Genomic DNA, 11723 nt, shown 5'->3' on the forward strand with positions numbered 1-11723 from the left:
GACAGAGGCGCAATCCGATGTTGCAAGCTGACTCGTGGAACCAAGAGCTGGGCGGTACCGCCCAGCTATCCCCCGGCTTTAGCCGTGGGGAGTGTCAAGTTGTCATTCTGGAAGGGTCAGGATGGTGGTTTCCTGTTTTTAAACCTATCTTAAGAATGTGGGAGTTCTCTAGTTCGTAGCAATTTGCAGCTTTTCTAGGAGTGAGTTTAGGTATTGCTGCTGGACCAGGATGGCTTTGAGGGTTGTCAGGGCGGTACGGTTGCCTTGGTCCCATTCGCTGAAGGCTTGGTGGAGCGTCTGGTCTAGGGTCTGGGCGCGGTTTTGCCAGTGGAGCTTTTGGGCGATTAGCTCGGCAGGGGGGGTGTCGGGGTCCTCAAGGAGTTCTTGGAGTTCAAAGACTGCCATCAATAAACTTTGGGGCGGGTTTTGTTCTAGGGAAATGCCTTCGAGGGCGAGGAGGTGCTGGGCGCGGCGGTAGGGGTCTTTGAGGGTGCGGTAAGCTTCATTGAGCAGGGCCGTCTCGGTCATCGCTTGAGCCTGTTCAGTGCGGGGGCGGCGGTCAGGATGAGCTTCCCAACTGTGTTCACGATAAAGGCGGTCCAAGTCTGCCGGGTGCAACGTCAGGCGGCGCGGTAGTCCTAGGACCGTAAAGTAATCATTCATGGTGTACTTACTTCTAAGCGTTGGTCAAAATTAAATAGAAGCACCGGGAGGTTCTGGCTGGGCTCAGTCTGCTGAATGCGGCTACTCACCTGGGTCAGACGGGCGCGGACCTCCGCCCCAGTATCACGGGCGACGACGAGCCAGTTATGACTCGGAGCCACTAGGGTCAGGGGACTCTCGGCCTGTGCACGCAGGGCTTGGAGTAGGTCTACCACAAGCATCCGCTCAGCATCGTAACCATCGCCGCGATTGAGGACCCAGACTCCCTGTCGCTCCCCAGCCACCAAAAAAGGAATGTCAGTCCGGCGAGCGAGGTTCTCCAGGGCCAACTGCTGAACTTCAGTCTCACTCATACCCCAAGTCCGCTCCTCCCGTGGACCCACCGCCCACAGGACCAGGGGTTGGTCCACAACTACGGTCCAACAGAGTCGGGGGTGTAAAGCGGTACTAGAAGGGCGATTATCACTGGGCCACAACCGCCGGAACTGCTCCTGGGCAAAGAGCCGGGGCATCAGCAGGTCCTTGTCTAGTACCGGAGGTCCGGGTAGGCCCACCACCAAGGGGTTGAGACGGTCTTCCATAAATTCCTGGGGGTTAGCCTGCACCCTAAGGGCTTGGGCATAGAAGGGTTCAAGTAGCAGCAATGGTTCACTACCACTGCTATCTAGACGTTTGAGGCGCAATATCCCCGGCGCGGGTTCACCCAACACTTGTAAACGTCCGTTGTAATCTTTCTTGAGTTTTTTCATCAAGATACTTTGGAATTCCGCTTGGGTGATGATGTCCTTGGGCTGGGCGAGGGCTGGAGCCGCAACGGTCGCCATCAACCCTAAAAAAGTACGGCGGTCCAAATTAACTCCTGGTGCTCTCCCGTTGAATGTATCAAATTCCCATCCCTGTGATCTATCGCACGACCCAGATGAAAGTAATGGCTTAGGCTAGCGTCTATCCTCCCAGTTGCTCCCCCATGCCCTATGTAAGTATGCTGCCATGGACCCTGCCATCTTCTTCTTTTGGGCTGTTGCCCTCGCCTTGACCTTTCTCACCCAACCCGCCGATGGGCAGGATAAGTAAGGGCTGGGGCTGAGACGGTCTGAGTTCTTAGGGCAAACCGTACATAAGCCTAGTGAGGTATGCAGCAATGTGTACCTCTTTTAGATGAAATAAAGCAACAAAACTTTGCACTTCGCTAGGTCGGCTTCCTAAACTTGAGAGAGTACCTAGAGGTCCCGATGAACTTCACACAGACCATACTCCGGCTGGTAACTCAGGGCGCATCGGCTTACATCAGTGCCCGGAGCCTGAGTAATACCCAGACCCGTCCCGATACAATTGCGGGCTTACACCTCGCGGAAGTGGGCGCGGTACCCTTTTTGGAAGCCTTGAGTGAGCGGGCTGCCCGTGAAGGCGATAGCTGGCTTGCGGAAAGTCTGCTGCGCCATGCCCAGGACGAACGCCGCCACGGGGCGATTTTTGCCCAAGCTCTCAAACGCACGGGGCGGAGTCTGATTGATTTTCAAAGTTTACGTACTGAGGGCAAAGGACAACCGCGTAGCCCGTTTTTTGAGAAATACTTTGAAGGCCATACTGCTGAGGAATTAAAAGCTGAAAATATCGAGTGGGGTTTCATGATGGCCTCCACCCATGTTCTAGAAGATGATGCTCAAAGGGATTTTGTCCGCATGGCGAACGCGCTACCCGCCGCTGATCCCCTGCGGCAAGGGATGTACAGTATTGCGGCTGATGAGGGGGGACACGCCGCCTACCTCAAGGAAGCCCTGGTCCGTCGCCTGGGTCGCCGGGAGGCTGAAGCTCTGATTGAAACCTTCCGGGTCCGTAAGGTGGAAGCCATCGTCGCGCTCGTGGGCGAGATGCTCCAAAAGGGTAAAGTCGGCGGACCAGAATTGACTCAGAACACGGATAGTGCCCTGAGTGAACTGGCGCAAATGGCCTGAGATAGGGGGGTTTCCCCCCCGCTTCACCTAGGGTTCCGGTGTGGTCGGGACCGGGGTGTTGGTGATGGTCTTGTTAATCGTCTCGCCATCGGTTGTCGTACCTGTGACGGTCTGGGTCCAGCCTTGACCAGGCGTGTACTCGTAGGTTGCTGTCGTGTTGGAACCGCCGACAGTCTCGCCTGCACTATTGGTCACGGTAGAGCTACGGGTATAGGTGCCCTCGCCCGTGCGGGTGGAGGTTTTATCCACGTTGTAGGTCTGCCCAGTGGGGGTGGTGTAGTTGTAGTCTGAGGTCCGCGTCCCGTTGGCCTTGTCATAGGTGGTGGTCCCGTTGACACTGCGTTGGACTGAGCCGTCAGTATCGGTGAGGGTGGTGCCGCCCGTGCGGGTCACGGTCCCGTCGGTATTGGTGGTGTAGTTGGCATTGCGATTGACATTATAGGTGTCGCCCGCGTTGTTGGTGACGGTGCCAGTACCCGTCACGCTAGTACCTGTTTCAGGGCTGTAGGTGCGGTTGGTCGTGCCCTGGAAGCTGCCGCTGCGGGTCTGTCCGTTGGTTCCGGTGCGGGTATAGGTGCCCGTCTGGGTGTGGGTCCCCGGTGCGGTTTTGGTCCGGGTGCGATTGACATTCAAGCTCTTACCATTACTGTTGGTGGTCGTGCGGTTCCGGCTTCCAGCAAAGCTCGGCTCCATCGTCACGGCACCGAACATCACACAGGCACTCAACAACAAAATTTTCTTAAGCATGGGTCCTTCTCAGCTTGATGCTCTTTGGGACGCAGTATAGGGCTGGGGTGTTCAACCTAACGCAGATTTCGCATACTGGAGACAATCATCCTCAGGTGAACCATGACCAAAGCGACTTGGAACGGGGCTGTCCTTGCCGAGAGCGATAGCTGTGTTGTCGTCGAGGGGAACCAGTACTTCCCGCCCACCGCGATTAAGTGCGAGTATTTTCAAGAAAGTGCTACCCACTCCACTTGTCCCTGGAAGGGTATCGCCAGCTATTACAACCTTGTGGTGGAGGGCCAAGTCAACCGGGATGCCGCCTGGTATTACCCCGCCCCTAAAGAAAAAGCCCTCAACATTACCGGGTACATTGCCTTCTGGAAAGGGGTCAAGGTCGAGAGCTAAGCAGAAATTTACCGCGAAAAACGTGACAGATACGATTAAAATACCTGGGCACTACCTTTGACCAAGACCATGAAACCAATCACGCTGAAACGCAACGTCACCGTCAGAGCCATCGTCACCCCCCGGCTCAAAGAGGAGGCGGTCCAGCAACTCCAAAACGCCCTCCAACAGGTGGACGCGCAAATCCAGCAGGTTGACTTCCAGGGTAAGCGGGCCGTCAACGAAGTCGAGCGCGGGGCGATTAAACCCCTCGGACCCGAAGCTCAACAGCAAATCAACAGCATCCGTTCTCAGATGGAAGCCAAGAAATCTGAGTTTCTGCAACAGAAGAATCAGTTTTTGCAACAACTCAACCAAGTGACCGCCTGGGAGATGGACCAAGAAATCGTCCAAGGCCAAGTGGAGAGCGACTTTGAAGTCTCCATAGGCGATAACTTGGTGGAGCGCATGAATCTAGAAGTAGTCCTCCAGGATGGAATTATCGTCGAGATCCGTGGAACCCCTTAGAACTTCATAGATTTTTAAGAATCTACCGTTTAATTTGACGTGCGTAGTTAACTTTTGTTAACATTATGAGCGTGATTAGGCGGTATGGGCATGGCAGACGGACAGACCTCCGAGACAACGATACGGATTAACCTAAACTCGCTGAATCCAGCGGGCCGCAAGGGTCGTCAAGCCGATCCCGAAGACTCTGTCGGTCAATTTCTACGCGAGATGGCCCGTTATCCGCTCCTGACCTCTGAGCAGGAAATCAGTTTGGCACGGGTGATTGCAGCGGGTGGTGAGGATGCAGAACGGGCTAAACGTCGTCTCGTCCGGGCCAACCTCCGGCTAGTGGTCTCGATTGCCAAAAAATATTTGAATCGGGGTGTACCTTTCCTCGACTTGATTCAGGAAGGGGCGATTGGGCTGATGCGGGCAGCGGAGAAATTTGATTACGAACGGGGCTTTAAGTTCTCGACCTATGCTTACTGGTGGATTCGCCAGGGGATCACGCGGGCGATTGCGTCCCAGGCCCGGACGGTGCGTTTACCCGTCCACATGGTCGAAAAACTGAACCAAGTCAAGCGGATGCGCCGGGAATTGGCCCAAAGCCTAGACCACCGCCCCTCCAAAACCGAACTCGCCCTCGCTATGGAACTCGATGAGGATAAGCTCGACGAGATTCTAGAAGCGGGTCGCAAAACCTTGTCTCTCCACGTGCGGGTGGGTAAAGAAGAGGACACCGAGCTACTGGAATTGATCGAGGATAGCCATAACCCCGGTCCCAATGTCATTCTCGAAAACCAGTTGCTCTTTGAGCAGGTGGGCGATGCCTTGGACCAGCTCGCTCCACGGGAACGGGAAATTTTGATGTTGCGCTTTGGCATGGTAGACGGCAAGGATTACACCCTCTCGGAGATTGGGGAAATGTATACTCTTTCGCGGGAACGGGTCCGTCAGATCCAGACCAAAGCCATGCGTAAGTTGCGCCACCCCCGTCTGCAATCCCTGTTGCGTGATTGGATTGTGGATTAAGAACCTCTTGACAGCCCCGGCCCTCCCCGCTAGAACGGTAAGTGTTTCATACTGTTTTCATCTTTGGAGGGTTTATGGGGCGTGGGTGGTCAACCTTGGGCTTAATGGTTGGACTGATGGGAATCCCGGTCATGGCTGGGGGCGATTTAACCAAGCAGGAACCTATTCTCGTTACTGTACAGTTAGGGACGGTCGAGAACGAACTTAAATTTGTGCCCAATCTTGTTACCTTGGAGACGGGCAAACTCTATAAACTTATTCTGGTGAATCCTAGTCCTCAGGCCCATTACTTCAGTTCTGAGGGAATGGCCCAAGCGGTTTTTACCCGGAAAGTCCAGATTAACAATGCCCAAGGCAAGGCCATCGCCGAGGTCAAGGGGAGCGTCCGTGAAATTGAGGTTTATCCTAAAGGTACGACGGAGTGGTGGTTCGTACCTGTTAAAGCAGGGAGCTTCAACGACCTCAAATGTACGATTACCGGGCACACCGAGGGTGGCATGACGGGCCGGGTTGTCATCAATTGATAGTTTAGCTTGGTCAGAGTTAGGTGAGAGAAGCGGCTAGGATTGAGGAATTATGTCCCCACAGAGGAAGCCATGCTTGACCCAATCCCGGCTGTACTTGATGAACTGCGGGCTGGACGACTGGTAGTCGTGGTGGACGACGAGAACCGCGAGAACGAAGGGGATCTCGTGGGGGCGGCGCAGTTTGCCACCCCAGAGATGATTAATTTCATGGCCCTCTATGCGCGGGGGTTGATTTGTCTAGCGATGACCCCAGAGCGGCTAGACCAACTGAAGTTACCTTTGATGGTGACGGAGAATACGGACAAGAACCAGACCGCTTTCACCGTCAGTATTGACGCCGCCCCTGAACTGGGAACGACCACGGGCATCTCTGCCAGTGACCGTTCGCGGACGGTCCTAGCGGCAATTAACCCCTACATCCGCCCTGAGGAACTGCGTCGTCCCGGTCATATCTTTCCGTTACGAGCTAGAGAAGGCGGGGTCTTGATGCGGGCGGGGCATACCGAGGCAGCAGTAGACATGGCCCGTCTGAGTGGACTTTACCCGGCGGGCGTGATTTGTGAGATCCAGAACCCCGATGGCTCCATGGCCCGTCTCCCGGAACTATTGGTTTTCGCCCGTCAACACAACCTCAAAATTATTTCGATTGCCGACCTAATTAGTTATCGGCTCCAGACAGAGCGGTTTGTGCGCCGCGAGACGAGAGCAATTCTGCCCACGGTCTATGGGCAGTTTGAGATCTTTGGCTACCGCAACCAACTCGACAATACAGAGCACGTGGCCTTGGTCAAGGGGGGCATACCCCAGGCTCCGGTGCCCTTTTTGGGCGAGACCCAACCGATGCTCGTCCGGGTCCATTCCGAATGTCTGACTGGGGACGCGCTGGGGTCCTTGCGCTGTGATTGTCAACGGCAACTTCAAGCAGCGATGAAGATGATTGACCACGCCGGACGCGGGGTGGTGGTCTATCTGCGTCAGGAGGGGCGCGGGATTGGGCTAGTTAACAAACTCAAAGCCTACAGTCTCCAGGACACGGGGCTCGACACGGTGGAGGCCAATGAGCGGCTGGGGTTCGCGGCGGACCTGCGTAACTATGGGGTGGGGACGCAGATCCTCAATGACCTAGGGGTGCGCCGGATGAAGCTCATCACCAACAATCCCCGCAAAATCGCTGGCTTGGGCGGCTATGGGCTAGAGATCACCGACCGGGTGCCACTGATTGTGGAGGAGACCGATTTCAATAGCCGCTACCTCACCACCAAGGCCCGGAAGCTGGGTCACATTTTGCCGGAGGTCCGTCTGTTGGTCGCTGGCCTGAACTTTTCCCCGGTCCCCCAGGAACAGGACTGGTTGAAGTTGCTGGAGCAGATCCGGGCCTGGGCCGCGCTTAAGGGACTCTTAGTTCAAGAAGAAGTCCGTCCGGTCGGCCGGGCTGTATTTTCACGGGATGCTTGTATTTTTCACCTGGGGCTAGAGCACGACGATGGACAGGTCAAGGACTGGTACCGCCTGACTGACCAACCCCGCCGGGGCATGATCCAGGCGTTTTTGATGGAGTTGACTCGGCTTGAAAACTTAGTGGGGTTAGAATTCGTGGTCTCTGATGGACAGGACCCCTTGGGCCACCTCAATCAGAATTTCTCCTCCCAGGACCGGACCCTAGACCAGTGGGTAGATTATTGTACGAAGACCTGGGAGCGGCAGCAGGTCTACCGTTTCTTGAAACCCCACAGTTAAACTAAGAAGCGATAACCCAGGGAGTTTAGAGATGAAGCGCAATACCGTGCTTTTGGGATTGTTTCTCAGCTTAGTCCAAGCCCCGGTGCTGGCTAATGCTTTGGTTGGACAGATGGCCCCCGCTTTCGAGGCCACAGACAGTAATGGTAAGACCCATAGTTTGAATGACTTTAAGGGCAAGTATGTGGTCCTAGAATGGACTAACTATGATTGTCCTTTCGTTAAACGCCAGTATGGGACCAACACCATGCAGAATCTCCAGAAAACCGCTACCCAGCGGGGCGTGGTTTGGCTGTCAGTGAACTCCTCAGCCATGGGCAATCAGGGTAAGCTTCTCAGCGATGCAAGTCAACGCACTGATGAAAGAAAAGGGCGCGGCTCCCACGGCTTACTTGATGGACAACAACGGCAGTCTCGGTAAGCTCTACGCGGCGAAAACGACTCCCCATATGTTCATCGTGGACCCCCAAGGGAAGCTCATCTACAACGGAGCCGTGGATGATAAACCCACCACTGACATGACCGTGAAAGCTGACAAGAACTATGTGCAACTTGCTCTCAACGATGCTCTAGCGGGTAGACCGATTGCCGAAGCGACCACCCGGCCCTATGGCTGCTCGGTGAAGTACTAATTGCACCGATATCCCTAACTGGGGATATCGGGTCTAAGCCATGGCTAAGGGACGGGAGTTGCGGCTGCGGCGTAGAGACGAGGCGACCATCGCCAGTAGCTCCTCACGACTCCAGGGTTTTGACATGAAGTACTCCCCACCGCTTCGATAGCTATTGATGCGGTTAGCTAGACTATTCTCCCCAGAGATGAAAACAATGGGGAACTGTCCAGCATGATCACTCGCTTGGATCGCTTTTGCCAATTCAAAGCCGCTCGCTTGAGGCATGACAATATCGGTAATAACTAGGGCAGGCCGTAGCTGCTGCAAGATGACCAAAGCCTCAGCAACATTGGCAGCCGTGGTAACTTGATAATCCTTACTCAAACAGTGTTTGATCAAGAAACACTGGGCGGGGTCATCATCCACAAACAGAATTTGGTCAACTATGAGTTTCTTCTGCATAAACTGGAGGGCTTCTACTATGATCTAAGTCACCTTGTTATGAGTCTACACGGGGATATACGGAAAGTAACATGCGTACACGGAGACATGGTTTTTAGCAGAGGTCTCGCCTACGCTAGAAGTAGCATTTTAAGGTCCGATGTCGGTTGATGTGGTTGTCATTGGGGCAGGTCTGGGAGGCTTGAGTGCGGCGGCCCATCTTGTCAGTCAGGGTTATCGCGTCTTGGTCTTGGAGAAGTACCTCATTCCGGGCGGGAGTGGGGGCTACTTTGAGCGGGCGGGCTACCGTTTCGATGTAGGGGCCTCCATGATTTTTGGTTTGGGGGAGCGAGGGACGACCAACCTGCTCACCCGAGCCCTCGCTAGTGTGGACGAAAAAATCCCCAGCATTCCCGATCCGGTCCAAGTCCATTACCATTTACAGGGTCTGACGGTACGGGTCCACCGTGATTATGAGCAGTTTAGCGGAGAACTCGGAGACCGTTTTCCCCAGGAGCGGCGGGGGATTCAGCAATTTTACGGGGAGTGCTGGCGAGTCTTCAACTATCTCAACAGCATGGAGTTACTTTCTTTAGAAGAAATTGGTTACTTGACGCGGACTTTTTTGCAGAATCCAGGGGCTTGTCTGGGGTTAGCCCGTTATTTGCCCTTGAATGTCGGCGGAGTTGCACGAAAATATATCCGCGACCTGGAACTCTTACGGTTTATTGATATGGAATGCTATTGCTGGTCGGTCGTCCCCGCTGCCCGGACCCCGATGATTAATGCTGGGATGGTCTTCTCTGACCGCCACTACGGGGGCATCAACTACCCAGTGGGCGGGGTAGGGCAGATTGCCTTGGCTCTAGAGCGCGGTATCACCCGCCTGGGTAGCCAAATTCGCTACGGTGCCCATGTCAAGCGCGTCCTCCTCAACGGGCGTAAGCAGGCGGTGGGGGTGCAACTCGCCACCGGGGAGACCCTGATGGCCCAAGCAGTGGTCTCGAATGCCACACGCTGGGACACTTTTGGACGGCTCCTCACCGCCGATGAGATCCCCGGGGCTGAGCGCGGCTGGCAGCAGCGTTACCAGAAGTCTGCTAGTTTCTTGAGTTTGCATCTGGGGGTCTACCAGAGCTTGATCCCCGTGGGCACGGATGTCCATCATATTTTGTTGGACCGTTGGGCGGACCTGGAGGCGGCTCTGGGGACGGTTTTTGTCTCGATTCCGACCCTGCTTGATCCCAGTCTGGCTCCACCGGACCGCCATATCATCCATGCCTTCAGCCCGACTGCCATGGACGCTTGGCGGGGTCTAGACCCGGCTGCCTATGCCCAACAAAAACAAGCTTGGGCTGACCAGATTATTCACCGCGTGAGTCAAATTCTGCCCGGTCTTAAGGAGGCGATTGTCTTCCAAGAAGTCGGTACGCCCCGCACCCACCGCCGTTTCCTGGGCCGAGTGGACGGGACCTATGGCCCCATCCCCCGTGGGACTCCCCTCGGACTGGTGGGGATGCCCTTCAATCGCACGGCGGTCCCTGGGCTTTACTGTGTCGGGGATAGCACATTCCCTGGTCAGGGACTCAATGCGGTCGCTTTTTCGGGAATTGCCTGTGGACACCGGGTGGCGGTGGACCTGAGATGACCCATCCCACCGAAACGGCCCCGCTCATCCTGCGTGAGTCTGCCCGCGAACAGATCCGGCTCTACGTCTCTGCCTACCGGGGTAAAACCCGCCTCCATCTGCGTACTTTTTGGTGGGATAGCAAGGAGGAGACCTGGAAACCCAGTCGTGAGGGTATTTCCTTAAGCCAAGCTGAGCTCGCGGCCCTTTTACCCGTGTTACAGGGTGTGCAGCAAGAAGGAGTCTTGTCGTGAATGAATGGGTGTTAGTAGGTCGGGTGGCAGGTGCCCACGGTATCCGAGGTGAGCTTAAGGTCAAGTCCGAAACCGATTTCCCGGAACGCTTAACCCGCGTGGGAAGCCGTCGGCTAGTCACGGCCCGAGGGGAGGAACAATCGGTAAAACTGCTTGGGGGCCGCCCCCACCAAGGCAGTTACCTCGTCCGGCTAGAGGGCATTACCGACCGTAACCAAGCCGAAGCCCTGCTGGGAGCACAACTTTTTGTACCTTTGGCGGAGCGTCCACATCTTGAAGCTGGGGAATTTCTGGTCAGCGACCTCGTGGGATTAGAAGTCCGCCGTTTGGACACTGGGCTCACCATCGGGACGATTAGTGATGTCATCAACACGGGTGCTCAGGATCTATTGGTGGTCCAGACTGAGGGGCAAGATATTTTGATTCCCTTTGTGCAAGCCTTGGTCCCGGAGGTTCATGCCGATTGGGTGGGCGTCGTCCCCCTGTTGGGTCTACTGGAGCCAGACCCGACAGACCGAGTAAGCTAGGAACTATGGACAGCAACACCGTACTCAAACAACTACTGCTCTTGGGCGTGGGCGCGACCTCCGCCGTCCTCGACAGCATCAAGAAGACCCTGGATAAAGGCGTCATCGAAGGCCGCTTGGACCCGGAGGATGCCAAACAATTCCTGGACGATATGGTCGTCCGTATCCGTGAGGAACAGGGCAACCTAGAGGACCAGTTCCGCAAACAGGTCAAAGTCGCCCTCAAGGACCTAGAAGTCCCCACCCAGTCGGAACTCGAAGTCCTCAAGGCCCGCATTGAGCAACTGGAGTTCCAGGTCCGCCAACTCCAGAACCGTCGGCCCTAGCGGTCAGAGCTATTGTGTGGCACACTGAATAACCTGGGCGATTAACTCAGAGGTAGAGTACCACCTTGACACGGTGGGAGTCATTGGTTCAATTCCAATATCGCCCAAACTTTGAAACCCGCTCTAGTGGCGGGTTTTTCGCTATTTAGTCCAGAGCGCAAGGGTCTGATTTGACCTACTGAGAACTTGGGCTAGGTGCTTGTTGACACTCCCCCAGGCTAAAGCCGGGGGATAGCTGGGCGGTACCGCCCAGCTCTTGGTTCCACGCGTCAGCTTGCAACATCGGATTGCGCCTCTATCGTAGGGGCTATGCTCTCCCCAAGCGTTGCCGTTTCCCAGTGCCCCTGGGTACTTTGTAATCCTGCTGCCAGAATATTCAAGGCTGCATTGTGGTCAC

The 11723-nt window shown here is 55.5% G+C and carries 16 protein-coding genes and 1 tRNA gene; 13 read left to right on the forward strand and 4 right to left on the reverse strand.

Features of this window, described 5'->3' with window-relative positions:
* Nucleotides 1-168 precede the first annotated feature (168 nt).
* Both HFM78_RS01485 and HFM78_RS01490 read right to left on the reverse strand, forming a co-directional pair.
* On the reverse strand, nucleotides 169-663 hold the full coding sequence (locus HFM78_RS01485; RefSeq protein WP_287127643.1) for a DnaJ domain-containing protein: 495 nt from the start codon (nucleotides 661-663) through the stop codon (nucleotides 169-171).
* On the reverse strand, nucleotides 660-1514 hold the full coding sequence (locus HFM78_RS01490; protein ID WP_287127644.1) for a hypothetical protein: 855 nt from the start codon (nucleotides 1512-1514) through the stop codon (nucleotides 660-662). The genes HFM78_RS01485 and HFM78_RS01490 overlap by 4 nt, the downstream gene beginning before the upstream one ends.
* A gap of 381 nt (nucleotides 1515-1895) precedes the next feature.
* Between HFM78_RS01490 and HFM78_RS01495 the strand changes: the two genes are divergently transcribed.
* Nucleotides 1896-2618, forward strand: coding sequence for a ferritin-like domain-containing protein (locus tag HFM78_RS01495; RefSeq protein WP_287127645.1), 723 nt, complete (start codon nucleotides 1896-1898; stop codon nucleotides 2616-2618).
* 27 nt (nucleotides 2619-2645) lie between these two features.
* On the opposite strand, the gene HFM78_RS01500 is transcribed toward HFM78_RS01495, so the two are convergent.
* On the reverse strand, nucleotides 2646-3365 hold the full coding sequence (locus tag HFM78_RS01500) for a hypothetical protein (RefSeq protein WP_287127646.1): 720 nt from the start codon (nucleotides 3363-3365) through the stop codon (nucleotides 2646-2648).
* 102 nt (nucleotides 3366-3467) lie between these two features.
* On the opposite strand from HFM78_RS01500, the gene HFM78_RS01505 reads away from it, so the two are divergent.
* The 7 genes from HFM78_RS01505 to HFM78_RS01535 all read left to right on the forward strand — a co-directional run bounded on the left by HFM78_RS01505 (nucleotide 3468) and on the right by HFM78_RS01535 (nucleotide 8169).
* Complete coding sequence (locus tag HFM78_RS01505) at nucleotides 3468-3752, forward strand: DUF427 domain-containing protein (protein ID WP_287127647.1); 285 nt, start codon at nucleotides 3468-3470, stop codon at nucleotides 3750-3752.
* Nucleotides 3753-3821: 69 nt separating this feature from the next.
* A complete protein-coding gene (locus HFM78_RS01510) occupies nucleotides 3822-4259 on the forward strand; it encodes a YlqD family protein (RefSeq protein WP_287127648.1) in 438 nt (145 codons plus the stop codon).
* A 90-nt stretch (nucleotides 4260-4349) separates the two neighbouring features.
* Nucleotides 4350-5273 carry an RNA polymerase sigma factor RpoD/SigA gene (locus HFM78_RS01515; RefSeq protein ID WP_287127649.1) on the forward strand — a complete coding sequence of 308 codons (924 nt, stop codon included), beginning with the start codon at nucleotides 4350-4352 and terminating at the stop codon, nucleotides 5271-5273.
* Nucleotides 5274-5347: 74 nt separating this feature from the next.
* Nucleotides 5348-5797, forward strand: coding sequence for a hypothetical protein (locus HFM78_RS01520; protein WP_287127650.1), 450 nt, complete (start codon nucleotides 5348-5350; stop codon nucleotides 5795-5797).
* Nucleotides 5798-5869: 72 nt separating this feature from the next.
* Entirely contained in the window at nucleotides 5870-7537 is a 1668-nt protein-coding gene (gene ribBA, locus HFM78_RS01525) for a bifunctional 3,4-dihydroxy-2-butanone-4-phosphate synthase/GTP cyclohydrolase II (protein WP_287127651.1), read from the forward strand.
* 31 nt (nucleotides 7538-7568) lie between these two features.
* On the forward strand, nucleotides 7569-7958 hold the full coding sequence (locus tag HFM78_RS01530; protein WP_287127652.1) for a redoxin domain-containing protein: 390 nt from the start codon (nucleotides 7569-7571) through the stop codon (nucleotides 7956-7958).
* On the forward strand, nucleotides 7897-8169 hold the full coding sequence (locus HFM78_RS01535; RefSeq protein WP_287127653.1) for a hypothetical protein: 273 nt from the start codon (nucleotides 7897-7899) through the stop codon (nucleotides 8167-8169). Before HFM78_RS01530 ends, HFM78_RS01535 begins: the two co-directional genes overlap by 62 nt.
* 33 nt (nucleotides 8170-8202) lie before the next feature.
* Here the strand turns inward: HFM78_RS01535 and HFM78_RS01540 are convergent, their stop codons facing one another.
* Nucleotides 8203-8613: a PleD family two-component system response regulator gene (locus HFM78_RS01540; RefSeq protein ID WP_287127654.1), complete on the reverse strand. Its 411-nt coding sequence runs from the start codon at nucleotides 8611-8613 to the stop codon at nucleotides 8203-8205.
* 139 nt (nucleotides 8614-8752) lie between these two features.
* Between HFM78_RS01540 and crtH the strand changes: the two genes are divergently transcribed.
* The 5 genes from crtH to HFM78_RS01565 all read left to right on the forward strand — a co-directional run bounded on the left by crtH (nucleotide 8753) and on the right by HFM78_RS01565 (nucleotide 11433).
* Nucleotides 8753-10240, forward strand: coding sequence for a carotenoid isomerase (gene crtH / locus HFM78_RS01545; protein WP_287127655.1), 1488 nt, complete (start codon nucleotides 8753-8755; stop codon nucleotides 10238-10240).
* On the forward strand, nucleotides 10237-10473 hold the full coding sequence (locus HFM78_RS01550) for a transcriptional coactivator p15/PC4 family protein (protein WP_287127656.1): 237 nt from the start codon (nucleotides 10237-10239) through the stop codon (nucleotides 10471-10473). The genes crtH and HFM78_RS01550 overlap by 4 nt, the downstream gene beginning before the upstream one ends.
* Nucleotides 10470-11000 carry a ribosome maturation factor RimM gene (gene rimM, locus HFM78_RS01555; RefSeq protein WP_287127657.1) on the forward strand — a complete coding sequence of 177 codons (531 nt, stop codon included), beginning with the start codon at nucleotides 10470-10472 and terminating at the stop codon, nucleotides 10998-11000. The genes HFM78_RS01550 and rimM overlap by 4 nt, the downstream gene beginning before the upstream one ends.
* Nucleotides 11001-11005: 5 nt before the next feature.
* Nucleotides 11006-11326, forward strand: a complete 321-nt coding sequence (locus HFM78_RS01560; protein WP_287127658.1) for a phasin family protein — start codon at nucleotides 11006-11008, stop codon at nucleotides 11324-11326.
* A gap of 35 nt (nucleotides 11327-11361) precedes the next feature.
* Nucleotides 11362-11433, forward strand: a tRNA-Val gene (locus HFM78_RS01565).
* The last annotated feature ends 290 nt before the right edge of the window (nucleotides 11434-11723 follow it).

The sequence above is a fragment of the Candidatus Cyanaurora vandensis genome (assembly GCF_013285555.1).
GTDB lineage: Bacteria > Cyanobacteriota > Cyanobacteriia > Gloeobacterales > Anthocerotibacteraceae > Cyanaurora > Cyanaurora vandensis.